Here is a 26620-nt window from a genome sequence, read left to right on the forward strand (position 1 = left end):
TATTTGCTGTTGTTATTCGTTTACTCTCAACGACTCTATGTAACGATTACCTTTCACCAAATGCGACACTGACATTGGTGTAGATCGGTTTCCATAAATACTGGAATACTGATTTCTCACCTGTTGTAATGTCTACCTCTCCCGTCATACCTGGCAAAATAGAGAAGCTTTCCGGGTTATCGCGGAAGTATGGCGTATCAACCGACACTACGACTTCATAATAGATCTCGCCACGCTCACTTTGACTGGTGGTTGGTGAAATACTTTCCACCTCACCTTTCAGCGCCCCAAAGCGACTGTAATCAAACGCATCAATTTTGATACGAGTCGGCTGCCCTACACTCACGAAACCAATGTCTCTTGGCGACAAACGGGCTTTAAAGTCAGCTTTCCCACCAACAGGAACAATTTCAACCACTGTCCCACCCGGTTGAATAACACCACCATTTTGCGTGCTTGGTAAGCTTTGCACCAAGCCTTGTAGCGGGGACACTAACATTGTATTTGTCAATTTCGCTTGGCTTGAACGTACTCTAGCATTCAGTGCTGATAAATCAGATACAGCTTTAGAGCGATCATCGCTGACTTTTGCTTTGGCTTCAGCAAGAAGTTGTATGATTTTTTGATCATTACTGTCAGCTTGCCTAATCAATACCGACTTCTTACCACGAGCTTCTTCAATTTTCTGCTCGATACTGGCCAGCTTTTGACTCATCTCGAGCACACGTAAACGAGAGATATTGCCCGATTTATAGCCCTTTTCCAGTATGTTCAATTCTTGCTTAGTCGCATTCAGCTCTTTCTCATAACTCGGCAATGCTTTTTCGACACTTCGAAGCTGCTCTGCAATTTGCTCACTCTCTTTCTCAAGCACCACACGTTTCTGAAAATAAAGGGCTTTTTGCGCATTCAACTGCGCCTTTTGCTGGCTGACTATCTCTGGGTAATCGACTTCAAACTCAGCAAGGTTAGGCTCACGTTGTTCAAGCAGAGCATTCATACGTTCTACACTGGCTAGAAGCGTCACTTGTTGAGATTTCAATTCTTCGAGGGCGGTCCGCTGAAATGTGGCATCAAATTCCACAAGCGGCTGACCTTTCTCAACCAATTGACCTTCTTTAACTAGAATTTGCTTTAACTTACCGCCAATCGCACTTTGTAATACTTGTTTCTCACCTTCTGGAATCACGGCTCCTTTAGCTTTAGCGATTTCATCAACTTGAGTGACTACAGACCAAGTGGCAAAAGCGATAACACACAAAGCAACCGACCACGTCGCCAATGCCAATGTACGAGCGGTATTCTGTGATTCAACAAGTTCGCCGTAGCGCTTGCCCTTCTCTATAGGTTGTTTAGCCATTAGCGACTCCTTGCTTAGACTCTGATTGTTCTTTATGGGCTACATCTTGCTGAACTGATGGCTCTTGAGATAACGATGAATCTTGACCCAATAATGGTTCTTGAGAAGCTTGTGGCTCTGAAGGCTGCTCCGGCTCTAGTGGACCGGCATAAACCACAGCCCCTTCATTTAGCACCACAACTTTATCTGCAAGCTTGATTAAGTCTGGATCGTGAGAGGTGTAGATCACGGTTGCTTTTCCTTTTTTCGAAGCCAAAAATTCAGCGAATACACACTTGGCATTTGGATGGGCATCAGGCACTGGGTTATCCATTAAGAACATTGGGTAGTCATAAACCAGCGCTTTTGCATCAATGAGGATCTGCGCGACGCTGCCTGACAACATGTCAAAAAGACTATCCGGTTGAATACTACTGATGGAAGTATCTAACCCACCAGGTAGTATATCTAACCAACGCTTCCCGCCCACCGTTTCAATCGCAGAGATCATTTTCTGATCTTCGACTTTATGACCGTCACTTAGCCACTCTCGAATACTCAACGTGAGCAAATCAGGATAAGCAGCTCGAATGAAACACCAATGGCGATATAACTGTGGATCGTATTGAACGAGGTTAACCCCTTCAAGCTCGACCATGCCGTTTTGGATAGGTTGCAAGCCAGACAGCACTTCAATTAATGTTGATTTACCGCTCCCAGAAGGACCAGTAATCGCAACAATTGCACCGGCTTCAATATCAAAACTCACACCATTCAAGGCGGGGCGACTCTGCTTGGGATAACGCAGTGTCACTTGATCTAATTTCAAGTTGGGCGCTACCGTAGGCAGCGAGTGGTGCTGATAACTGAATTCACGCTCAGATGGCTGAGACAAAATACGGTTCACCTGCAGCTTGGATTGATTAAAGCTATTAAAACGCATCGCGCTGTTTGCCAACACCTGAGCAGGCCCAGTCACTTTAGATATCAACATCATTGAAGCAATCAAACCACCGGGGGTCATTACTTGTTCAAAAATGAGCCCTATACCTAGCCCCATCACGGCTAATGTAGACCCCACACCAATAAAGTAGTAAATCGAAGTGTATCGACTTTGTAGAACCGATTGATTAAAGGTGACTGTAGAGGCAAGAAGATTGGCTTTTTTGAAGCGTTGAATCCAGTGTTCTGAGAACCCAGCGCTGCGAATAAAGGCAAGCTTAGATGACAGTTCATTAGTCATGTTTTGACGATTCGTACCCGCTACCGTCGACTGCATTGAGCGCTTGCTGCTAGAGCGTATCGAACGCTTAGCTAATAGGTAATAAAGAATCAAAGATACGATAGGAACCAATACCAACCAACCACCTAGAACCCCTATCGCAAATACAAAAATAGCAATAAATGGCAGATCAAATAGAGCATTTCCTAATGGTCCTGATAACACACCTGAAATACGCTCCGACATCATCACTTGGTTTTGCTGACTAGAAGACGCTGTTTGCTGATTTTGAGCATAACTATTTCGAAGCAGGCGCTGAACGAGAGATTGAGATATCTCGCGACTCACTCGGTTTGAGACTGAAGCAAACACTCGGCTACGCAATGTTCTTAGCCAGCCCATCATTACAAACAACAAAGCCGCACCAATGGCAATACCTTGAAGCTCATGTCCTGCGTCACCACCAATCACATGGTCGTAGATCGACATCGTGATGAATGGAACGGCAAGTGCAAATAAGTTGGTGATAAAGCTGACCAGCAGCAATTTAGGTATGATGGGACGAAATGCATGGAAGCGTTCGCCAACCCAATCAGGAGAAGCTTTCTCTAATGGTGGTCCTTCGATAACAACACAAAACTGCGGGACATCGGTGATGTCGTCATTGGCGCTAAAAGCAACAAATTGCTTGGATTCTAAATGACCAGAGACCAACTCCTGTTCACCAAATACCAGCAATACTAATTTATGTTCGCCAACTTCATCTAAGTTGGCAACCAAGCGATAGGGCAATGCGAGCCTGTCGAACAGGGCAAACATATCGTCTATTGATTCAATGCCATTTTCATCGACCCATTGATGCGCGAACAACTGGATATTAGCATTAACTTCCAATTGCTTAAGAACGGAAAGGCTCTCGGTTTCTAAATGGTTCATCACCTCTTTTAGCACGCTGGTTTCTGCACGGTTGCTCGTACCTGAAGGATTACCAGTATCTAAACGATTCATGCGACGGCCTCCTGATTACTTTCACTTTCTTCCGGAATGGCGCGACTTTCCACAGTAATTATTCGATCAGCTAATTCGCGAAGTTTAGGATGGTAGCTCACCATCAGTATCGAACGTCCTACGGACATTTCTTCTTCCAACACTTTCGCTAGATTTCCAAGCGCGTCCAAATCAAGTGAAGAGTCCGGTCTTTCTAACATGATAATTGGTTTAGCACTGGCCAGTTGGGTCGCGATGTTAAGCATTTTCACGTTGCCCATGCTTAGTAAAGAAGCGCTCGTATGACCAATTTGTGTCTCTAACCCATCTGGTAAGCGAGTAATCTCTTTGGTTAATCCCAAGCGTTTAGCATAGTCATTGGCATTTTTCGTTCTCTCAGGATCAAAACCACACAAGTTATCGAGAATAGTGCCCGACACCAATTGACCTTTAACACCACAGAAGGCTGCAATGCTAGTTACAGATGCACTTGTAACTGCAGTTCCGTTAATGAAACATTCACCCGATTTCAGCTCATCAATGCCTGCAATCGATGACAATAAATGACTGTTTGTATGGCGTTCTTCACTCTCTAACAATACCAACTCACCTCTACTCAGCTTTACATCCGCATGAGCAAGTTCACTATACCTTGCAACGGTTGCTTGCTTGATTTCTAGCACTTCAAAGTCGTCCAGAGTTTCGAGACCTGCAATTGGCGCTTGAGATTGATCGGAATATGAATGCTCTGAAACTGACTGTTCGGAAACCGATTCTTGATAATTCGAAGAGTCTGAAACAGACAGGTCACTCAATTTTTCAATTGCCCGATTAGCGCTGTGTATTGAATTAAGCTTAATTCGAACCCCAACCAGAGCGCTTAATGGCGCGACGGCTCTGCCAGATAAGATAGAACATGCCGCTAACCCACCAGTGGTTAATTGACCATCAAGCACCCACAAACTACCAGTAATCACGAGTAAAACTGACGTCGCTAATGCTGCTAGCTGAATACACTCTTGGGCGAAGGCGTTCTGTTCCTCTTCTCTCGCTTTAGACTGAGAACGAACGTTATTGAGGGATTTAAACTGATTGAAGATTCGCGACTCAACAGCCTGGCGCTTGATTCCTTGAATGGTCTGGCTTAGCAGAATCAAAAACGCTTTTCGCTCCTGCTCATTCTGGGAGGCTTCTTCACTTAGACTTTTAACGCGAATAGAAGATAACCAAACAATTCCGAGAGTAATCAGCCAAACTGCCAAAGGTATCGCCACTAGCTCTCCGCCGATGTAAGCCACCAATCCCAAAAAGATCAATGCAAAAGGCAGATCAATAAAGCCCGCGATCACCCCGCCGGAATACCAGTCTTTAACTTTTGATACGGAACCTAACCCCTCTGCCACCCTGCCAACACCAATATGGCGAAGGTGAACTGATGAAGTTGTTGTCACTCTTTCAACCAAGGATTGATAGGTCGCTTTCTCGGTATTACTGGCAGCGGCAGACAAAAGCCAAGTACGCACAAACCGGATCAGCGCTTCCATGGCAACAGCCAACGTCGCACCAGCCAACAATAGTGTGGCAGTACCGTAACTTTGGTTAGGTAAAATACGATCATAAATTTGTAAAACCGATAAAGGAACAGCGAGAGAGAGAAGATTTATGAGCAAAGAAGGCAGTAGGACTTTTCCTACCACCTCTTTGTTTTTCATTGAACTTGCGGGCATACACAATCCTTATCCATGCTTATGAAATAAGATTGGTACAGGCTACTAGGTTATGCAAGGTAACGAGCTGATTTAGTTTAATTTTAAGACATTGCTAAAGTTTTGTTATTTCGAGAGAATCTTACAGCCAAAATCGCACGTTATCACTAATTTAAGTTATAACGAAAAACATCTAACTTTAGCTAGTTCTGTTCAAATCAAGATTTTCAATATTAGAGCTTTGTTTAGATTAGTAAATGTATGTGTGACTCATATTAACGGATTATGAATGAGCTTTTATACTAAATGATATTGGGGCACTTTTGAGCTAGAAAGTGCCGACTGTAACAGCTCTGGATAAAGGCGAGTTTCAACAAGAAACGGATTCCAACAGTCCTATTTGCATATTCCGATAGAGTTCACCGTTAATACAGCAGTACTATTTTGAATTGAAGTTACCTTTATTGAATCGGCTTCCTCAAAAGTTAATAAAGAAAGGTGTAACGGTAATTCAAATGCGTCAAGGTCGATCGCCTCTCTGAGGTCATCGGCTTGCTTATCGTCGCGACAGAATATCATTAGGTCGATATCCGACGGATTAGGATCATCACGGTTTACCGACCCAAATAGGTGCCACTCCGTATTTGTTGCAATAGAACCAAGAGAGCACGCTAAATTCCTTAATTCTGCAACAATACTTAAACGTGTTATCTTGCTAGACACACTAATAAATCTCTATAAGTTAGGGCTTTAGCTCCCATGGATGCTGCGGCAGATTCGGCTTGGGCTGTTATCGAACCGTAGCTTGTCGACTTCACAACAATGTCAAAATTACCAATGCGAGTTTTCGCATTGCGAACATCTTCAGCACTCATGTTGTAAGCGTCAATTACTGCGATTGTGAGGCTAGTTCCTCTAACACGGTCAACGCGAAAAACAGAGTCATAGACATACGAAACACTTATTACATTGCTGTGCTGTTGCATACCATTTATGAAGAACCCCATATTTTTATTGCGAAAGGAACCTGCATCCATTGTTCTAGCCGCTCGGTCTATATCTCCATAAGTACCGAAGGCAGCATCTTCAGCATGAATAGCGTCAATAGCTAACCCATCCCATAAAATGTCTGAAGGTAAATTTACCACCAACTGAGGCTTATTGGCTGTTTCAAACAAGGGAAGCACATCCTTATCTTTAACAACACCTCTTATACCAATTACCGCTATGTTGAACGTGTAACCGTGCTTTCCTTCTACTACAAGAAAATCTTCAGTTGTCCTGCCGACAACTTTTACCTCACCGTCATCTGAAAGCTTATTTTTTACCCATTCGATTGCTGTGACCATACTAATCCTTATAAATATTTGCCATCTCAACAGGGAAACGAGATGAGTCTTGCCTGACTTCTTCGATATGAAAAGCTTCGAGGTCATCTATATGCTGGCGAAACTTCTCTGTCGTGATCTTTTCGTTGTCTGACAGTAGATGGCGATTGGCATCCACTATCGATAAGACTTTTCGGTTGTTAGGAATAATTATTGTCAAAACCTTGCGCTTCCATTGTTCTGCTGCGCCGCTTTCTGGATTATTCGCTTGCTCAATGTGAGGGCCGTACATTTCGAAAACGGCTCGATTTTCAACAAGAAGAGGTTCAACAGCATCCCGAACCGATTCTCTGTTATCAAAATCCTGAACCCCAAAGAGCTTCAGTAATTTTTGCTCATGTTCTCTTTTCCAACGATGTAACGTTGAATCGGGAAAAGCATCTGGTGCTTTGTCTACCTTTGTATGGCAGTTGGCACACAAAACAATTAGGTTTTCGAATGCTCCTCGCTCTTCTTCACTTAGTTCTGCGTTCGCTCTGGGTCCGTCATCTTGGGCTGCGAACACATGAGCCAACTCAGCTATTAGAAAGCGCTGTCCTTCTGCCTCGTCGAATAGTTTTTCTGAGCAACTAGGGTTTTGGCAATATCCTGCGGAAGAGGCGAAGAGCCTTCTTTGAGTCTGTGCATTGGGAGAAGCTTTCCCTCTTGAACTAGCCATATATACTCCTTTACTGACCACGTTGATTAATCAACGCTACAAGCCCCATTTAGCACGCTATCAACCTGAGTGACTTAAGCTTTATGCGTCGCTGTAGTATGCATAACTATACATTTTTAGGATTTGTTCAGAAGTGACTGCCTTAACAAAAGTACGGGAAGAAGGGAACAGTTTGAGCTGTGTTGAGTAATGATTCTAACTAATTTTGGGGCAAAAGTTACTTAGTCTAATGCCATCAGTTTGATATGAGTAAGTATCTCTGAGCTAGAAAGTACCATGAGTAAGATTGAGGATGTTTCATTATGAAAATCACTAAAGTTTATGGTTGCAATATACTAGTTATCTTCCATACTAAAACTTAGATATTCTAAGTTTTAGTGGTGGCATGTGAATACAGGCATTCAACTTTACCCTGACGAATCGCTCGAAAGCTTCTTGTTGCGCTTATCGCAAGAGCAAGGTTACGAGCGATTCTCTCATTTCGCCGAAGATATCTGGTTTGACACCATGGATCAGCATGAGGCGATGGCTGGTGCTTTCCCCCTAGAGTTCAACCGAGTCAATACCTACCACGCTCAAACCACAAGCCAAATGCGGGTGCGGGTTCTTATTCATCTTGAGAACCAATTAAAGCTCAATAACTTTGGTGTATTGCGCCTAGCGTTATCACATTCAAAAGCTCAATTCTCTCCGCAATACAAAGCTGTTCATAGATTTGGTGTTGACTATCCTTATGCTTTTCTTCGTAAGCGCTTCACGCCTATTTGCCCCCTATGTATTGGCGAAGCTCCCTACATTCATCAGCAGTGGCAATTTATCTCTCACCAAGCTTGTGAACATCATGGCTGTAAACTGGTTCATCACTGCCCTGAGTGTAAGTCGAGACTTGAATATCAAAGTACCGAGAGTATTAGCCAATGTGAATGTGGTTTTGAACTCCGAAACTCGCCAGTCGAAGATGCGCCAGAGGCTGAGCTCTTGGTCGCTCGATGGTTATCTGGAAATGATTCACAACCCTTGGGGTTACTGAAGGGTGAGATGACGTTATCTGAGCGCTATGGCTTTTTATTTTGGTATGTAAATCGGTATGGTGATATCGATGACCTCAGTTTTGAGTCATTCATTGAGTACTGTAGCGCTTGGCCAACGGCACTGTGGCAAGACCTCGATGCTTTGAAAGAGAAGGCAGAACTCGTTCGAGTAAAAGATTGGAAGAAGGTGTTTTTCAATGAAGCTTTTGGTGCTCTGCTTAAAGATTGCCGTCAGTTACCCAGTCGGCAGTTGAGTCACAATATCGTACTTGCACAGGTGCTAGCTTACTTTACAAAGCTAATGGCAACAGTGCCTTCAAGCGCGAAAGGAAATATCGGCGATGTACTGCTCAGCCCCTTAGAAGCTTCTACATTACTTTCCTGTACAACAGATGAAGTGTATCGGCTGTATGAGTTTGGTGAGATTAAAGCCGCTATCAGGCCGCGAATGCATACAAAGATAGCGAGTCACGAGTCGGCGTTTACTCTAAGAAGTGTCATCGAGACAAAGTTGACTCGAATGAGCTCTGAAAGTGATGGTTTAAGTGTGTATCTACCTGAGTGGTAATTATGACTAAATTAAGTGACTTATTAACAATTAAAGGCGAAGCAGTAAAGCAGACTGCGCTAAAGAAGATGTTCATGCCCTATACGGAGAATGTCTGTGTTGAAGGGGCTGAAAAAAAGGCGTTAACGATCTTGCTTAATCTCAGTTCAAGCCATAAATCAGATAGATGCTCGGATTGGTTGGATGTAGCCCGTGCTAAAAGGCATTTAAAAGCGGCTGAGAACCTAAAGGCGTCCCTTGATGAAATCAAATGGTTCCACACTCATAATCTAAAGTTTCCAGACTGCCGAGTTAAAGATCAGCGAATAATTGCACAGCCTCTTGTGACAACCGAGGCATTTATTTCAAGCGCAGTATTAGAGCAACGCTTGGGGTGGGCGCATAACTCCGCGATGTATCGCCATACATTGTGGTTATTGAATCCTTTTCGTTGGCAATCACAGCCCGTATGTATTCTTTCACTTATACAGCAAGAAAGCCCTATTTGGGTTGAGTTGCTCAAAGAATTTGGTTTAAGCGCTAAGTCACTTACTCGCTTACAAAATACACTGGCAGAAGAGCTCCCTGAGAATAGTTTTCCTAACAGTGTCAGCATTTACAGCAAGCAACTTCGGTTTCCATGGGGGGATGATTATGTTTCAGTCACACCTGTGGTCAGTCATGCTATTCAGAGCGAGTTAGAAGTGAGATCGAGAAGTCGAGAAAGTAAGCTCAGCTTTGTGTCTTCGTCACTACCAAACTCGGCAAGTATCGGGAACCTGTGTGGCAGTTTAGGTGGGTATATGAAAGTCCTAAACTACCCGATAGATGTCAAACCAGCGAAGGGTGGGACGTTAACTGAAAGTCGCAAAAAGAGTGGCCACTACTTAGATGACTATCAGGTAACTAACGCCAAAATTTGTCATGTGTTAAATCACTTAATTGGATTAGAACCATCAAAAACACAGAAGCAAAGGGGGAGCGCTCGTAAGGTTAGAAGTAAGATATTGCGAAAGCAGATAGCCCTGTGGATGCTTCCTTTAATTGAGTTAAGAGATATCGTTGATGCTGACCCTAATCAACAGCAATTGGAACATGATGACACTTTAGCTCAAGCATTTTTGGCGCTACCAGAATCGGATCTGGGCTCTCTAGCTAGTGAATTTAACAGTCGCTTGCATCTCACGTTTCAGCACAACAAGTATGCCGCGAAGTTTGCCTATCACCCTAAGCTTATGCAGGTCGCCAAAGCCCAAATCGTATGGGTACTTGAACAAATCAGTAAACCAACTAGCAATGAAGATAAGGTAACGGGTGAGCAGTATATCTATTTGTCATCAATGAGAGTGCAAGATGCGGTCGCAATGAGTAGCCCATATCTGTGTGGCGCTCCTTCTTTGACGGCTATTTGGGGTTTCATGCACCACTACCAAAGAGAGTTTAACAAGCTAGTTAATTGTGATTCTCCGTTTGAGTTTTCGAGTTTCTCTTTTTATGTTCGAAGTGAAAAAATTCAACCGACAGCGAAGCTTACCGAACCCAACTCAGTCGCCAAAGCACGAACGGTTTCTAATGCGAAGCGACCAACTATTCGTAGTGAACGATTGGCGGATCTAGAAATAGACCTAGTTATCAGAGTCTATAGTGACAGCCGAATTTCAGATTTTAAGTCCGCACTTAAAACGGCACTTCCAGTTGCTTTCGCCGGAGGGGCATTATACCAACCACAGCCATCGACGCAGGTTGAGTGGCTTAAGACATTTACCAGCAGGAGTGAGCTTTTCCATGTCTTAAAAGGGTTACCAGCATACGGGCGATGGTTATATCCAAGTGAAAAACAGCCGAATGATTTTGATGGGCTAGAACGTTTAATCACTAAAGACGCTGATAACTTGCCAGTTTCCATCGGCTACCATTTGTTAGAACGTCCAACTAAACGGGGCAACTCAATCACCAGTTGTCACGCTTATGCAGAGAATGCGATAGGGATAGCTAAAAAAGTGAATCCAATAGAAGTACGTTTTAGTGGAAGAGATCACTTTTTAAACCATGCCTTTTGGTCGATAGAATGCAGTAGCGAAACTATTCTTATAAAAAACTATAGGGATTAATCGTTTATGGAACTTTGTACTCAGCTGAACTACGTACGCTCTCTTTCCGCTGGCAAAGCATATTTCTACCATCTTTCGAAAAGTGGTGAGATGTGTCCCCTTGAAATTGATAGAACTAGGTTGCGCGCACCAAAAGGGGGTTATGCAGAAGCATATAAAGGTGGCAAGTTTGTAAAAAAGAATGTTGCTCCACAAGATTTAGCTTACTCCAATCCTCAGCTCATCGAAGAGTGTTACGTAAAGCCGGGTGTCGATGATATCTACTGTGCATTCCCCCTTCGAATTCGAGCCAACTCTCTAACTCCAGATACCTGTAGTGATGATGAAGTGCGCAGTAAACTTTCGTTACTGGCTAATACTTATAAAGAGCTCAATGGCTATCAGGAGCTCGCTCATCGATACGCGAAGAATATCCTGCTTGGCCGTTGGCTTTGGCGTAACAGAGAGTGTCGAAAGCTGTCGATAGAAGTGACCACCAGTGACTCGCAAACTTTGATTGTCGAGAATGCAACAAGGCTTTCTTGGTATGGTTATTGGGATGAGGCTTCAGCAGAATGCCTCGAAAAGCTCACCGCCTATTTGATGCGAGCCCTGTCTGATCCGACCGAATATTTCTATATGGATGTCAAAGCTAAAATTGGAGTTGGTTGGGGAGATGAGGTTTACCCAAGCCAAGAGTTTTTAGATAGCCGAGAAGATGGCGTCCCTACTAAGCAGTTAGCTACTGTCGAACTATTAAACGGAAAGGAAACTGTTGCATTTCATGGTCAAAAAATTGGTGCAGCGTTGCAATCGATTGATGATTGGTGGCATGAAGACGCAGATAAGCCATTAAGAGTGAATGAATACGGGGCAGACCGAGAATACGTGATTGCAAGGCGACATGTAGCGCATGGAAACGATTTCTACCAACTACTCAGAAATACAGAAAACTGGATTGAAAGTATGACAACTTCTCAAATCATCCAAAATGATGTGCATTTTATTATGTCTGTCTTGATCAAAGGCGGTCTCTTTAATTGCTCAAGTTCAAAGTCTAAAGCGAAGGCTAAATAAGGGAGATGTATGACTAAGCGTTATTACTTCTTAATACGTTACACGCATGTTCGAGCCGACTATGAGTTATTAGCAGGGCGTTGTATCTCTCAAATGCACTTGTTTATGGTGAATAACCGACAAGCGATGAATAGGATTGGTGTGAGCTTTCCTGATTGGAATGAATCTACAGTTGGTCAAACTATTGCTTTTGTTGCCGAAGATAAAGAGGTGATGGTTGGACTCTCTTTTCAGCCTTATTTTTCTTTGATGGTAAATGAAGGTTTGTTTGAGATCTCCAGTGTTTGTGAGGTGCCTGACATTGCGGCTGAGGTGAGGTTTACCCGTAACCAAACGATCGGGAAAAGCTTTTTAGGCTCTAAGAAGCGTCGAATCAAACGAAGCATGGTTAGAGCCGAACTATCTGGTGTTGAACCATCATTACCAGAAACTAATGAAGAGCGTGTCATCGATAGTTTTCATCGAATACCAATCTCTAGTGGCTCATCAGGGGAAGATTATATTCTGTTTGTACAAAAGGAGCTTGTTAGTGAGCGCGGTGCTGCGAACTTCAATAGCTATGGCTTAGCGACGAACGAAGAAAGAAGAGGAACTGTCCCTGACTTGCGCTTTTGACCCTTTTTTGAAAGCTCTTTTTCGGGGAAGTAAAAACAAGGAGTTACAGACGCAAGAAGAAAAAGGGTATTTTATGGATTTGTGATGTAAAACCCGTGGAATTAACAGCTTAGCGACTATAGTTAACACTGTCCTGCCGCATAGGCAGCTAAGAAAAAACTATAAAATTGAACTCAAAGTAGTTACGGCTGTCCTGCCGCATAGGCAGCTAAGAATAGGCCAGGAAGAAAGCAACCCACCTGCTGAACAAGCAGTTAGTAATCGAAACCATCAAGTTTAGGCTTGATGGTTTTTTGTTGGGTTTGAATGTTAACTCGTTCCAGAGCTATTGTTTACGAAATATATTCATTAGAGCTTATTCGCTAATCAGTTTTGCCAAATTGAATAGGTAGAAACAATATTTGCACCTAGGATGATTGGAAGTGCTATAAAGTTAGCTACTGTAGCCAGTTAAATTATAATGACTTTGGTAAAAAGGTGCTTCACGATTAGCAAACATCATTAACAATGATGCTTTGGTCGCGATGAATACTGACTGTGTGTTGTTTCCTGGTCTCGTCGTTAAGGCTGTACGGAGAGAGTATGTAACAGCGACATTCAAAGGCGCGAGTGAGTCGCAATGAACAAACCACAGCAAAGATTTTTTGCTTCCATCTTCGAGCGCTTTAAGAAAACCTGAATTTTCTTTTGCGGATAATGCCGCCGCTGCCGTGTCGTATTCAGAAAAGTCTAAATAGTGAACACCTATGTCTTTGTCATCGGCGAGTTTGGAGGCTTGTTTGATGAAATCAGAGTGAAGTACCGCCGAGTCAGCGATAGAAACTCTAAAGTCCATACCCCAAGCGTGTTGCACAAAAAGTTCGGGAGTTATGTGATTCTCCGGTAGGGGGCTTTCTTTATTTTTATCCAATTTCAACTCAGGCTCGGCTGTTATAGTTACGTCAATAGGATAAATCATGAGTAGTTAATGTACCACTACAAACCAAGGTTCAGGCTAATGTAGCAAAAGCGCTAACAAGCTTTTGCCCCATTGCGCGTTAACGTAATGATTCAGTAGCAAAACAAACCAGTCGATTTCCCATACTGGTGTTGATACCTGACGGTCATCCTATGACGATCGTTTACCGCTTAATTTCGACCGTTACGCAATAGTGAATTGTTCAGACAGACATTATCGCTATCACCGTATTTTCATAAGAAATGGTAAAAAACACGACGCTAGTTTTAGAGTGGTTCTGTTGAAACGCTCAAAAAACACTCGCCAGCAAGCACTGAATCACTGTGTTTTGACCAATATTACGGTTGATTCTCTATATTTCTATGACATTGAGAGACTCAAAAGCCTGATCTTGGGTTGAAGTTTAAACGCCTCAACAAAGCCATGCAGCATCGCGAGTCCTCGCTTTTGTTCAAAAAACCAAAGCGCTTCGCGTCAAATCACTGTCCGCCGCGCACAAGACGAACATGAAAGTCGTCGTTCTTGTTATCGTAGTAGTCGTAACCAAAGTAGAAATTGACGTTCCACGCGCCGTCATAGTCGTGAGCATAGGGCGAGGAGGACCAATAATCTGAAGCGGTATTGGGAAATATAACCGAGTTTATCGCAGGATTTATACAGCTTACCTCGACAATCGAGTTTAACTCCTTAATATTAGGCAGCCGCCAGTCATTTTCCCCCGCAAAAGCATGCGCCTTAGCAAGGGTAAGCGCTTGTTGCCAAGTATGGCCTGATACGCTCCCTATGCAGCTGCCGGCTTTCCATGTTTGCCCAATACTACAGCGCATCCACGTCAACCCCGTTTGTTTATCTGTCGCCGTTCCATCCCCATTGACAGTAAAGCGACTGTCAGGGGTTGATTTATCAATGGCATCATTACACGTTGCCATTACGTTTAAGGGCAATAACCAACATAATAGGGTTAATGGTATTTTATTCATTTAAAGGTCCTGTCGGTAGGTCATTAGCATTCACATTTGGGTTAAATAACACGCGTAAACAACGTTTTTTCAAGCCATTTTTTAGATGGCCTTGTTCATCACAAAATAGATATGCAAGATTGCCTTGCGCTAAAGCGTGGCATGCCTGCGTTAATTGACTAATCGGTATTTGTATTAAATTAGTTAAGCGAGGATGCTTATATATGTTAAAGGTACAAGACATTGCTTTTTCATGGCGACGCTCTATCACGATCTGGTTTCCACACTGCATCAATAATACGAAAGTGGGGAATCGTTGTTTAAAATAGTACCATTGACTAGCAAAACTACGCACGTTGGGCGGATACCAAGCCGGGCATAGTTGTTGCGGGCAAGAAAATAATAAGTTCAACCAAGCATAGCGCTTAAACAAGGTTTGCTTTAACTGATAGCTGTCAGCATGTTTAAAGTGCCCCCAATAACTATTGACTACCGCCTGCAAGTTTTGCACAAGTTCAGGTTGAAAGTCCCATTGATGTAGAGACGGTTTGAGCCGCCGCTGTGATTGCTTCAATTTTTCATGCAAATTACCTAATACGCGTTTTCGCACTAAGCGGTAATAAGGTTTAATAATGTAACCTAAAAAATTTGCACCTTGTGTCAATGGGGCAAGTATTTTTTCCTCTTTTAATGACAACGCCAGTTTTTGCTCAAGAAATTTCTCAATTTCCATTTGCCACTTCTGTAGCTGTGCTTTACTCTGATGACAAAGAATAAAGTCATCAACATAACGCACATAATGGCGACACTTAAGATGGTGCTTAATAAATTGGTCGAGTTCGTTCATATAAATATTGGCAAAAAATTGACTGGTTAAATTGCCTATTGGCAACCCCGTATCAAGCGGCGCATTACTTAATCTTTTATGTGCTGGCACGTTAGCAAATTCATTTTCACCCCCCAACTTTATAGCGCATTCAACCTCCACTTTTTGCCCGATAATTTGCAGGCACAACCAATACAAGTGTCGCGATTTTTCTGTCGTCAGGTTGTTCTTCTTAATTTGCTTAGTTAAGTGCTTATTAAGCAAGTTAAGTAAGATGGGTCTTGACACACTATTAAAGAAGTTAGCGATATCCAACTGCAAAAACCAACCTCGACCATCAAGTTGTTGCATAAAATACTGCAAGCGGTTAACAGCAAAATGCGTGCCTTTGTTTTTACGGTTTGACGCTGCATCAAAAATAAATTGCGCGTCTAATAGACCCGTTAATTCATTAACCAAGAGGTGGTGTACCACCCTGTCTTCAAATTGAGCGGCATAAACCTCCCTTGCCTTCGGTTTGGTCACCACAAAACTTATTGGTGGTTTTGGCTGCCAGCATAAGGCTTGCAAACTATCTCGGGTAGTAACCAGATGGTCTAGTAGCTGGGTTTGGTATAAACAGGCACCAATCGTATTTTGTTTGCCTTTCCTACATTGACGGTAGGCTCTGTCAATAGCTTGCAAATTAAAATACGCATAGCACGGTTTACCGCTAGTACGCATCGCTGCGTTCACTGCGTGTTCACCGGCCTGCACGTCACTTTCCGCCGCGCACAAGACGAACATGTTTGTTGTTGTTCTTGTTATTGTTGTTGTCGTTTCCATTGTTGAAATTGACGTTCCACGCGTTGTTATTGTTGTTAGCATAGGGCGAGGAGGACCATTTTAAGTGGTCTTCCCCCTAGCTTCCAATGACCTATCTACTTAAATTAACCGCTTTCATCCAATAGGTAGAATAGGGTCGTTTTTATACCTATTACAAAACACACTAAATAGGTGAGTTAGGCGCACAGTGATTTGAGACACTATTTATCAGGCAAACTGTTACCTTGTAAATATTCTGCTCGTGTTTTTTTATACCAACCGCCCGCTTGCTTACCCAAGCTGACAACCAATTCGGTCAGTTGCTGAAATTGAGCAAAGCCGTTAAATGCTTTTAACTCTTTTGCCAATTGCAACTGAAATTTTAAATCATCTATCAACTCACTCACCGTTTGCACCAATTTTAATTTACTCCTGTGGCGAGTAAAGGCGCGATGAATCGCTTTACATAATCGCAACGCAGTTTGCCTTAACTCATCCCCGATAGTGTATTTATGGTAACGAGAAAATTGTCGTACAGACTCCTCTACTGCGAGCAGTAATCCTTGCGACTGTCGCCATATTGGTAGTTGATGATAATTCATCTTTTACTCCTTAACACAGCAAAACACCAAAGCGCTGCGCGCCAAATCACTGTCCGCCGCGCACAAGACGAACATGTAAGCTGTTGCCCTTGTTATCGCAGTCGCCGTTTCCACCGTAGAAATAGACGTACCACGCGCCGCCATTGCTGCCCGCATAGGGCGAGGAGGACCAGAAAACAGTGGACTCCGTATTAAGAAAATAATCAGTCTCTATCGCAAGATAAGAAGCGCCGTAATCAACCAGCGAACGCAGTTCTTCTCTGTTTGGCAAACGCCAGTCGTTGCTCCCACATAAGCCCTGATTATTCACTTGTAAGGCATATTTTTCAGTGTCACAATTTTCATTGTCAACACAACTGCCATTATTTTCCGTGCCCGCATAGCCACCATCGTTAATCCCCGAGCTATTGTACCAACTGTAAGTATGCTGTTTATCACGCAAGCCTCCGTCTGTGGTTTTCACTTCCCAAATTAGCCCGGTGTGATTATCTTTAACACAAGACCAGCTTGAAGCACTCGCAGACAGGGGATGACCATTGGTATCAAGCTTCGTAAAGTCAAAACCACCAGCCCCTGCACCGACTTTGCTTAATGCTCCTTTAGCCGCTAAGGCATCGCGCCCATGCTCAGCATCTTGCCCCTCATAACCCGTCACAGGGCAATTAAGGCCATTATTTAAAGCATCAGAGCAGGTGGTGATGCCTGTGTCGTTGAGTTTGCCGGTGGCAATAATCACGACTTGCTCCACTAAGTTAATGGTAAATGACTGTGTGTTGGTTAAACCTTTGTCGTTATTTACAGACACAGTGAAACCCAGTGTTGTCGCCTCACCTTTATCTGGTGTAGTGAAGGTTATTTCACCACCGCTATCAAGCTGTATGCTGCTTTCATCAAAGGCCCAGTTTGCTTGTTCAACAATGCTATAGCTGCTGATTGTTGACTGGCTACTTGCGGACCATTTTAATGTCACTCGCACCTGCTGCGCAAAGTTCGCTTGATTTGGCGCGTCAACGGTTAACTGTGGTTTTGTGGTAGGCTCAATGGCGATGCTATTGGCGGTGATTATCACATCGTCAGCGAACTGCACTGCCAATTGGTAAGAATACGCCCCTGTTTCAGGTGCTTGTGCATCTAAAAAGCTTGTTTGGCTCTGGCTCATATCCAACACAATTGCTTGATACTCCGCATTAAAACCGGCTTGAGCTTCAGTAAATGTCGGCGAGCGAGTAATAAATAATGCTTTGACGCTATACAAATCATTTAAACTGTTTACAAAGTTCGGCCAGTTAAGTTGCAACTGCGTTAATTCATTAACAAAGGCATACGTTACCCCTAAATCGATACGACTTGGGTCAGTTTTGTTAACGAACTCTTCATGGTTTGAAAAACCATCTCGGTCTTTATCTTGCCCAGCATCAGATTCGTTCGACAAGTCAAACGAATTTTGATACTCCCAGCTATCCGGCATCTTGTCATTGTCTGTATCTAATGACTTGGGATTGCCTCCTATTTGGAACTCAAGCAAATTTGATAAGCCATCACCATCAGCATCACATAGGGCAGGATTTGCCAATAAGTCTAACTCGTCAAGATCACATTGATTATTGTTTTCATTTATTGCTAGCGTAAAGTTAAATCCATAGTGTTTTTCCCAACCGTCACTTAACCCATCGTTATCAGAATCAGGGTTTTGTGGATCACTGGCATTAACGCTTGCATCGTTACCATTTAACCAGTTTCTACCCTCTGTATTGGGTGTATCACTAGTCATGGATTTCGGGTTTGAACAAAAGCTGCTGCTATTAATATGAATGTTATCTTCACCTAAAAATTCTTGGTGATTGCTTAAACCATCGGCGTCAGGGTCAAGCTTAGCATCATTAAACAGTGGATTGAGCTGGTTTGTATCTTCCCAGCCGTCTGGCAAGCAATCTCTATCGGAATCCCATACTTGCGGGTAGGTGCCTAGTTCAAATTCTTGTAAATTGGTTAAACCATCAGAGTCTACATCGTCGCTCGCAGCATATTGTAATGATTCAAAGAAACGATTTTCCCATTTATCTGATAAACCATCTTCATCAACATCATCACTGACGTTGATGGCTGTTTTTACATAACGCCTTGCGAAGGCTCCAAGGTTACCCCAACCAGAAAAGTAAACATCTAATGACTCCACGGTTGGTTTTGTTTCATTTGAACCAGGCACAGGCAACTCATCTGGTAGCCAGAAGCTTTGTTGATACGCTTTGCCGGGTACTATAATTTGTAATGGTTCATACTCAATACCATCTCGTGGCACCACATCAAACCCGGCACTCTCATCATTAAATTCATTATTTTTACCCGAGTCGTTGACTACACCTTTTACGGTAAAGAGTCGACCAGTAACCCCGTTCCTCTCTTCTACTTCCGTTCGATTAGTTAAATACTCAATCTCTAATTGCGGCAGTGAGTAAATAGTGTATTTACCCGTCCATTTTTTGCCATACTCAATGGGGTTAAATTCAACAAACAGAAAGTCTAAATTTATGCCTGTGTAAAGGTCTAAGCCTAGGTTTGAGTTCAATGTAGTGAGTTGATATTGGTAAACATCATCATCAAGACCTGTTAGCAGTGGTAACTGAGCACTGGCTTGAGCACCAAAATTCATATCTAACCAAGGTTGCATTGATAACGTGCCTGTTGCTACTTCATAAAAGCTCACTTCAAGTGTTGGTATTAAACGAATTTCAGCAGTTGCCTCTACTGACCCATCAATAGAAACAGTGATCTCTTTGTCAAACTCACTAGAAGAGACAGGGTAATATTTGCCAATTTCACAAGGCGCGAGTTTACCTGTTTCAGGGTCTTCCTTAGAGTAAGGGTCTGTGCCCGTGGTACATAACCTAACGCCGAACTTAATATTAGAGTAGGCTTTAGCCACGGCTGCAGCAGTAACCTGCCCACTTACCTCCGCGGATGCTTTCGCATCTAAGCTTAAAGTAATTCGCTGATAGATAGGCACAAGCCCAGCGTGAGAAACTTGCACAAAAGTTCGTTTGAATAATTTAAAGTCTTTATTTGCTTTGGCTTCGGCTGCTGCTTGAAATTGCGCATATACCATCAATGACAGGTCGACGTCAGCAATCACTTCTGCTTCTGTTATTTTTTTACCTTCAAGCATAAGCTTGGTCTGAAGCTTTGGCTCAAAATCAAATAGAACATCCATACCCATATCAAAATCGGCAGTTGCTGAAACTTGTAAATTTTGTCCCGCTTCAGCTTTTTCTTCCATCACATCAACACTAATGCGTTTGTCTACAAAGTGTGTACCATCTACTTTTGCACGTAAAACAAAACTGTAATTACAAACCCCCTTAATCTTATCTGACTGTGCTTTGAAAATTAGGCGGTCGTCATTGGTTTTTGATACCGTTAATGCGCCTTTTTCATATTTGCAGGACTTCGATTCATTAGGTTTAAGTGATTCTAATTTTTTAAGTTTCTTAGGGTTAAGTGGTTCTAAAATAAGTTCATATTTTTTATCTTTTATTGCATCACTTAGTTTTACGTTATAACTGAGGATGAGGTTATCTGAAGCTTTGATCACAACATTTGTGGTACCACATAATGTAACGCCATTTCTCTCAATACAGTCAACCTCTAAACCATCTGTTGAACGTGAAGACTTGGATGGTTGACTAGCACTTACTCCAAGCAAGCGGCTCTTAAAGGCGGAGGATATTTCAGCTTCTTCAATATAATTAACCTGCTCTGCATGTAATAGGTTACCACTTGAACGGTAACCTGATTGAGCTTGCTTCATTGCACCAGCATATTTAGACTTAGCCTTTGCAATCGGTATCGCATTCATCAGCAATGTTGAGTTAATTTCAACCTGAGAAACCAATTGATCAAGCGACGTTTTTTCACTGACAACAGTGATTTTATCAGTGTTGTCAGTCACTGCAGTCACCTTACGTAGGTATGCTGTATCATTAGTTGTTTTACCAATAATGATATCACCTGCTTTAGGTATCTCTGTTGCTGTAAGCTTAGAGAATTCAAAACTGTCATTTGGTAGTACAGTTGCTTTTGATAAGCCATTATCCATTGGTGTATTTAGTGTAATGTTAGGCTGTAATACTGTTTCAATAGATGAGGTTTGGTGTGCAAAAAGTAGGCTAGGATAAGCTTGCCCACTATAGGTTCTAACGACTAAAAAGTAGTATTGTTGGCCCGCTACTAGGTTAGCTATCTCCGCTTCATTAACATTGGAAGTTATTACTTTAGGTTGCTTGGTAGTGTAGTCAAAACCTTTTTCCGTTTCTGCATAGAGTTCATAAGTCACATCAGTAAGATATTCGGTTTCATACCAAGCTAATTTCACTGCGCTTGTGCTAACACTGGTAACTGTTAATATTTCGGGGACGCTTGTTAATACGTTATTTGTTAGTGTTATATTGATTGAATCACTATTCTTAGCGCCATTATTATCAGTGACAGTCACTTTAAACGTTAATACTTCATCTTTTGTTACTACTGGCGCGACAAAACTCGCAGTTAATGTATCGGTTGCTGACAAATTTACATTTGGGCCCAGTTGTTGCACCCATTCAATTTTATCTATCGTACCATCAAGGTCTGAGGCACTAGCACTAAAAGTGGCGGTTTCGGATGATACTACAGTAAAATCATCTCCAGCATTAACAAAGGGGATTCTGTTCTCTCTTTCTGGTGAGCTCTCCCCACCACAGGCCGTTAACATAAATATAAATAGTAACGAGCTTATCAATTTGAATAATTTCATTTTTCTCCCTTGAAAAGGTAAATCCAGAACAATCGACGTAATATCAGGCTATGTTTCCATTAACTGCTGCCGAATCCGAAATGGATAGTTTTCATCCGTAGTGTTTTGTCGGTCAATCAAATTGTGCTTTCTAGCCCCCGTCACCTCAACTTGATTTTGTACGACTGTATTCCATCTCTCTTACAGCCACTTAAGCGATAGTCGATATGTAATTCAACAAGCATCATTATTTCCTGTCACCATACTTACAATCGATTCCTGTTTTTGATAATTTATTAGATAGCAGTGGCAAATATATCCGGCACTTATTGATATATTCAAGCAATGCCACATCGCTCATACTTATAGTGTCTATATAGCTTTAAATACTTGATAAAAAGGAACTAAATTGAAAAAGTCTCGTACAGAGTTGGAGGAGATTGTCCAGCAATATCGATCAGATGGAATAAGAAATGGAAAAAGGCGAAAGCTCACAACAAGAGAATTTGCTAAACAAGTAGATATTGGTGAATCTACCCTCTATTTGAGGTGGAGAGAGCCAGAATCGTTTCAAGATAAGGAGTTATTGGCGATCGCTAATCTCATTGATATCACGCTAGAGCAAGCAAAAGAAAAAGCAATAATTAAACAAGCGTCAGATAATCAAAGCACTCCTCCTCAAGACTGTGTATCTAATAAGAATAGCGCTCTAATAGAGAAAAAATCTTCTCTAAATCGATCTAATTCCTACTTTCGCTTTGTTAGTTTTGCGCTATTAGTTGCAATATTTATATCGGGTATTCTTCAAGCAGTTCCTGTTTTCCAAAAATGGTTACTACCAGTTGAATTTAATTCAACTTTTCAGGGCTATGCAGAAGACCTTGATGCCAATGAACTAGGGCAAGCGCTTGACCTGCATTCGAAGCTGTATAACTACAAATTGATCGATCTGATAACTACAACCCGTGGTGAAAAAATAGAAATGACAGGTACTCTCGAATGGTCTTCTCTTCTAGAAGGCGGTGAAGTCGATAAAACAGCCATTTTTTCTGCTAGTGGTACTCACATTGGAGATACCGCTGCGTTGATTTATGCAATTGAAGATGAAGCTAATCAAGAGAGCTGGATTGGCACATTAATACTTCATTTGCCCCGTTCGGGTCCCATTAACGGGTATTGGGTCTCACAGCACACGGAAGAAGATCCGATATCAGATGGCCCTTTTGCTATTGGTCGTGTCAAATTAAAACGCTAGGAGTTGCAGTGGCTTTGTTACAACACTAAATATGACTCTTCGACGTTTGTTGGACTAAGCTAACACTCTTGTACATAAGACATTAAGCAGATCTCTGCTACTTTTAGTTCTTCTTATTTTGATGCTTAAATTAGAACGACATACGCATTGATTGCTCATTGGGTTTCGTTTTCTAATTCGAGTTCAGGTAAAACTCGCATCATATGACTAGGGCGTGTAGATCTTTGCTGTAGGTTCATGCTCAGTAATATATCTGCAGCCATATTAACACGAAAAGCAGCGATAACTTGCTAACACAATACCCTCCTAACTTGTCACCTTCATTAGAAGTCGCATGACAATGCTTAATCCTATCAAAAGTATTTTCTGATAACGAGAAAATGAGACTTGGCGTTTTTAGAGGGAATTTTTTCGCTATTAGAGCGCTATTCTTATTAGATACACAGTCTTGAGGAGGAGTGCTTTGATTATCTGACGCTTGTTTAATAATTGCTTTTCTTTTGCTTGCTCTAGCGTGATATCAATGAGATTAGCGATCCTTATCTTGAAACGATTCTGGTTCTCTCTACCTCAAATAGAGGGTAGATTCACCAATATCCACTTGTTTAGTTACCTCTCTTGTTGATAGCTTTAACCTTACCCATTATTCATTCTATCTTATCAAATTTTCAAGACCAAACCTTCCAATTTGTATCGTAAGTCTCCTGTTCCATTTACTTATTTATCAATCATATAAAACTATATATCGACTTTTTTGTTGAGTCTGCCTGCATGGCTTGAGCCCATTGATGATTACCAGATATGCTGCCTGGTGTAATTCAATGAATTAACAAAAACAGTGACTAATTGTAAGTGTAAGGAAATAGTGAAAGACCATATCGCGGTCAAGGTTTAACCATAAAAATTCATGGCTTGCCGATCGCTCGGCATCAATAAATATAAATTACAAAAAATATAGGAATACTCATGACAACATCTTGGCTATATCAACATAAAAAAACGCTTTTAGCACCTGCAATTACCGCTGCTCTTTTAAGTGGCTGTGGTGGCAGTGACTCAGAGCCCAAATCAACAACGTTTTCCGTCACTGCAATTGATGGATACCTACATAACGCAGAAGTTTTGGTAGATACCAATCAAGACAATACCTGCGATAAAACATTGGGCATGACTAATGAGCAAGGTAAATTAGATGTTGATACCGTTTATCAAAATAAACGAATTTGCGTTACAGCAAAAGCCGGTGAAGCCATAGACTTAACGCGCGGCGTAGTTGAAAAAGAGTTTATTCTTAAAGCCCCCGCAGGATCGAAAGTCGTTACCCCTTTCACTAATCTCGTCGTTGATATATTGACCATCAATGATAGGTTAACCGCAGAAGAAGTAAAAAAGGATTTACTTGCAGCCATTCAAGATAGTGGCATAGACGTTGATGAAACAACAGCATTTGGTGATTACCTCGCCTCTGCGCAATCCTTAACGCCAGAACAGCAAGTTAAAAGTAAAAAACTCGAAATTATCGGCGAAGCATTAGTTGATGCTCAAGGTAAGTCAAACTACGCTGCTGCAACGCAATTAAACCTCGTGAAAGCAATTGCCGAACAAATTAAAGACATTAATAAATTGGTAGATCTTCAAGATATCCAGCCTACAGTAAAAGAGGATGGCACCCTAGTGCCTGCAATTAATCATCGACCTAAATTTATTGGAAATGATTTAGAACCTTACGAAGCATCGATTGTTGATGGAGAAGAGATGCTACAAATTGATCGAAGTGTCGAACTCAAATTCACAGATTCAGATGCTAACAAGCTTACGTTTAAAATCAAATCACTAACAGGTGACCAACCTCATGTGACGATCTCTGACGAAGGTATTATTTCGGGTATTCAACAAAATAAAGCGGGAAATTATCTTTTTCATATTTATGTCATCGATAGTAATGGCGCAAAATCTCGTCCTGTCCCATTTAAATTGACACTAATAACCTCAAATAAAGCGCCAGTCCTAAACCCTACACAAGCAGAAGAATTTATATTTGACATCAAAGCGTTAGAATTTGTCAAAGGCATTAATTTTCCTGAGCAAGTTTTTTCACTTAACGACATATTTACCGATCCAGATGGAGATGTGATTACTTATACAGTGACTACCGCACCAAAAGCGAATGGCTTGAATGTATCAATTAACCAACAGCAACTCCAAATTAGTGGTACGCCTATTCAATCAGGTAATCTTGACATCACTATTACTGCTACGGATATCGAACACAGTAAAGGGAGTCAAATTACTATTCCACTGACGGTTAAAGACCAAGGTATCACGGTCAATCATCCGTTAGAAGGGACTGTATTTTATCAAATTCATAACAGCAGCGATTCCGGAGAGCATCCGAACTTACGCTGCCGATCGGTTAAATTTGAAAATAAGACAATTTATTTTTCATTAGAGAGCGAAACTCCGTTTACCTGTGAAGAGCCTATAGAAAATGTTGGTACTTATACGATTGATGGCGAGACGTTGACGGCAACCACACTCGATAATGGAAATACGGTTGTTGATGATTTTACTATCCTCCATCCCATCGATGAAGGAAATGGGTACCTTGTACATGAAGAACCAAAAGGTCGAACGAATGAAAGTACGTGGGTAAGACACTTCTTTACAAATTTCAAACATGTTGATGAGCATCTCGACGCTAGTGGTGCGGCGTACCAGTACTTAGTGTGGAAGGAGAATGAATACATTTCCGGCGATGCTAGTGTTAAACTCAATGGATATCCAGGCTTAAATCAAGAACCGAGTGTATCGATTACTTTTAGTAAATCGTTAAGCTGTGAAGAGATAAACAAGATTTATAGCAATATATATATTTCTGACGAAACTGGTTACACCGTGAAATCACAAGGTTGCAATATCAATGAGTTAAAGCAACCAACTGTAGTGTTTTCTGATTTAACTGGTATACGAGATGGAAAAATCATTGACGGGCATTACTATGCGGTTACGACTGATTTAGCCCCTATTTACCGAGATAAAATGGAACCTCTGATGTTGCGTATTAAATATCAAGGTGTCTATAAATGTGACCAATTTGATTCAAATTTTGACGAACAAGATCAACCTGAACAGTTATCACGAATCAGTGATTTTCAAAACGCTGTTAATATGTGTAAAAAGAGTTCTAATGCAGATCCATTCGAGAATTTAGAGTCTACCTTAAAAACATGGACTCAAGATGTCAGCGCATTTAAATTAATTGGTCACGATGAAACGTATTCTTTTACACAAACAGAAAAAGGAAAGCATGTCACGCTTACGATCAACAATGGAGAAGGTGGTGATGAGAAAATCAATGCTAATTGGAAATATGAAGAAGGTCGCTTAGTTATATTTAATGTGCAAGGAGGAAGTGGTCAGCTCACTGAAATAATTGAAACCTTAGCGTTAACAAACGTTGCTCCAATTGACCAAAGCCTTTCAGTGTTGAGCATATTACAAGATCCAGCTTACGATGTTCTCAATTTAGGAAATCATATATCTCATGGCGCAATACAATCTAAAATATACGTGTTTAAAGTGGAAAAATGAGCTATTTACTGAGTAATTAAACGGTCACTTTAGCTGCTACCGGCGTTTAGCTTTTAAATCCGCTTGATCTCGAGTGAGTTTTTGCATTTTAATTTCCTTTTCGGCTATTCAGTGTCGAGATTGGGTTTCAGGTAAAGCCCTTTGTGTTGCGCCACTGAGGGTTTTCTTGCTTCTGCCGCAAAGTTTACGATTTAAAG

Annotated in this window: 17 protein-coding genes and 1 pseudogene; 6 read left to right on the forward strand and 12 right to left on the reverse strand. The window is 41.8% G+C overall.

The features are described 5' to 3' along the window. Nucleotides 1-46: 46 nt before the first annotated feature. The 6 genes from OCU78_RS09455 to OCU78_RS09480 all read right to left on the reverse strand — a co-directional run bounded on the left by OCU78_RS09455 (nucleotide 47) and on the right by OCU78_RS09480 (nucleotide 7300). Complete coding sequence (locus tag OCU78_RS09455) at nucleotides 47-1360, reverse strand: HlyD family type I secretion periplasmic adaptor subunit (RefSeq protein ID WP_137374595.1); 1314 nt, start codon at nucleotides 1358-1360, stop codon at nucleotides 47-49. Beyond that, the gene (locus OCU78_RS09460; protein WP_137374596.1) at nucleotides 1353-3569 is read right to left on the reverse strand and encodes an ABC transporter transmembrane domain-containing protein; all 2217 of its coding nucleotides are present in this window, start codon (nucleotides 3567-3569) and stop codon (nucleotides 1353-1355) included. Before OCU78_RS09460 ends, OCU78_RS09455 begins: the two co-directional genes overlap by 8 nt. Further along, on the reverse strand, nucleotides 3566-5275 hold the full coding sequence (locus OCU78_RS09465) for an ABC transporter transmembrane domain-containing protein (protein ID WP_137374597.1): 1710 nt from the start codon (nucleotides 5273-5275) through the stop codon (nucleotides 3566-3568). Before OCU78_RS09465 ends, OCU78_RS09460 begins: the two co-directional genes overlap by 4 nt. 375 nt (nucleotides 5276-5650) lie before the next feature. Beyond that, the gene (locus OCU78_RS09470) at nucleotides 5651-5977 is read right to left on the reverse strand and encodes a nucleotidyltransferase domain-containing protein (RefSeq protein WP_167494062.1); all 327 of its coding nucleotides are present in this window, start codon (nucleotides 5975-5977) and stop codon (nucleotides 5651-5653) included. Beyond that, a complete protein-coding gene (locus OCU78_RS09475; protein ID WP_137374599.1) occupies nucleotides 5962-6603 on the reverse strand; it encodes a hypothetical protein in 642 nt (213 codons plus the stop codon). Before OCU78_RS09475 ends, OCU78_RS09470 begins: the two co-directional genes overlap by 16 nt. 1 nt (nucleotide 6604) lies before the next feature. Continuing rightward, nucleotides 6605-7300, reverse strand: coding sequence for a hypothetical protein (locus OCU78_RS09480; RefSeq protein WP_137374600.1), 696 nt, complete (start codon nucleotides 7298-7300; stop codon nucleotides 6605-6607). Nucleotides 7301-7687: 387 nt separating this feature from the next. On the opposite strand from OCU78_RS09480, the gene OCU78_RS09485 reads away from it, so the two are divergent. The 4 genes from OCU78_RS09485 to cas6f are packed head-to-tail and all read left to right on the forward strand — an operon-like array spanning nucleotide 7688 to nucleotide 12660. After that, nucleotides 7688-8899 (forward strand): TniQ family protein, encoded by a 1212-nt coding sequence (locus tag OCU78_RS09485; RefSeq protein ID WP_137374601.1) that lies wholly within the window; start codon nucleotides 7688-7690, stop codon nucleotides 8897-8899. Nucleotides 8900-8901: 2 nt separating this feature from the next. Continuing rightward, the gene (locus tag OCU78_RS09490; RefSeq protein WP_137374602.1) at nucleotides 8902-10989 is read left to right on the forward strand and encodes a type I-F CRISPR-associated protein Csy2; all 2088 of its coding nucleotides are present in this window, start codon (nucleotides 8902-8904) and stop codon (nucleotides 10987-10989) included. 6 nt (nucleotides 10990-10995) lie between these two features. Beyond that, nucleotides 10996-12045: a type I-F CRISPR-associated protein Csy3 gene (gene csy3 / locus OCU78_RS09495; RefSeq protein ID WP_137374603.1), complete on the forward strand. Its 1050-nt coding sequence runs from the start codon at nucleotides 10996-10998 to the stop codon at nucleotides 12043-12045. Between the two features lie 9 nt (nucleotides 12046-12054). Further along, nucleotides 12055-12660, forward strand: coding sequence for a type I-F CRISPR-associated endoribonuclease Cas6/Csy4 (cas6f, locus tag OCU78_RS09500; protein ID WP_137374604.1), 606 nt, complete (start codon nucleotides 12055-12057; stop codon nucleotides 12658-12660). Between the two features lie 433 nt (nucleotides 12661-13093). On the opposite strand, the gene OCU78_RS09505 is transcribed toward cas6f, so the two are convergent. The 6 genes and pseudogenes from OCU78_RS09505 to OCU78_RS09525 all read right to left on the reverse strand — a co-directional run bounded on the left by OCU78_RS09505 (nucleotide 13094) and on the right by OCU78_RS09525 (nucleotide 21598). Further along, the gene (locus OCU78_RS09505; protein WP_261856013.1) at nucleotides 13094-13513 is read right to left on the reverse strand and encodes a hypothetical protein; all 420 of its coding nucleotides are present in this window, start codon (nucleotides 13511-13513) and stop codon (nucleotides 13094-13096) included. 584 nt (nucleotides 13514-14097) lie between these two features. Then, nucleotides 14098-14598, reverse strand: a complete 501-nt coding sequence (locus tag OCU78_RS09510; RefSeq protein WP_137374605.1) for an Lcl C-terminal domain-containing protein — start codon at nucleotides 14596-14598, stop codon at nucleotides 14098-14100. Further along, nucleotides 14591-16189 (reverse strand): RNA-directed DNA polymerase, encoded by a 1599-nt coding sequence (locus tag OCU78_RS09515; protein ID WP_373367631.1) that lies wholly within the window; start codon nucleotides 16187-16189, stop codon nucleotides 14591-14593. The genes OCU78_RS09510 and OCU78_RS09515 overlap by 8 nt, the downstream gene beginning before the upstream one ends. After that, nucleotides 16161-16235, reverse strand: a pseudogene (locus OCU78_RS22975) (hypothetical protein); the annotation flags it as partial. The gene OCU78_RS09515 and the pseudogene OCU78_RS22975, both read right to left, overlap by 29 nt. Nucleotides 16236-16428: 193 nt before the next feature. After that, nucleotides 16429-16809 (reverse strand): four helix bundle protein, encoded by a 381-nt coding sequence (locus OCU78_RS09520; protein WP_137374607.1) that lies wholly within the window; start codon nucleotides 16807-16809, stop codon nucleotides 16429-16431. A gap of 46 nt (nucleotides 16810-16855) precedes the next feature. Continuing rightward, a complete protein-coding gene (locus tag OCU78_RS09525) occupies nucleotides 16856-21598 on the reverse strand; it encodes an Lcl domain-containing protein (protein WP_206383707.1) in 4743 nt (1580 codons plus the stop codon). Between the two features lie 388 nt (nucleotides 21599-21986). On the opposite strand from OCU78_RS09525, the gene OCU78_RS09530 reads away from it, so the two are divergent. After that, a complete protein-coding gene (locus tag OCU78_RS09530) occupies nucleotides 21987-22832 on the forward strand; it encodes a hypothetical protein (RefSeq protein WP_137374608.1) in 846 nt (281 codons plus the stop codon). Nucleotides 22833-23798: 966 nt separating this feature from the next. Further along, nucleotides 23799-26423 (forward strand): putative Ig domain-containing protein, encoded by a 2625-nt coding sequence (locus OCU78_RS09535; RefSeq protein ID WP_137374609.1) that lies wholly within the window; start codon nucleotides 23799-23801, stop codon nucleotides 26421-26423. The last annotated feature ends 197 nt before the right edge of the window (nucleotides 26424-26620 follow it).

The organism is Vibrio gallaecicus (genome assembly GCF_024347495.1).
Classification (GTDB): Bacteria; Pseudomonadota; Gammaproteobacteria; order Enterobacterales; family Vibrionaceae; genus Vibrio; species Vibrio gallaecicus.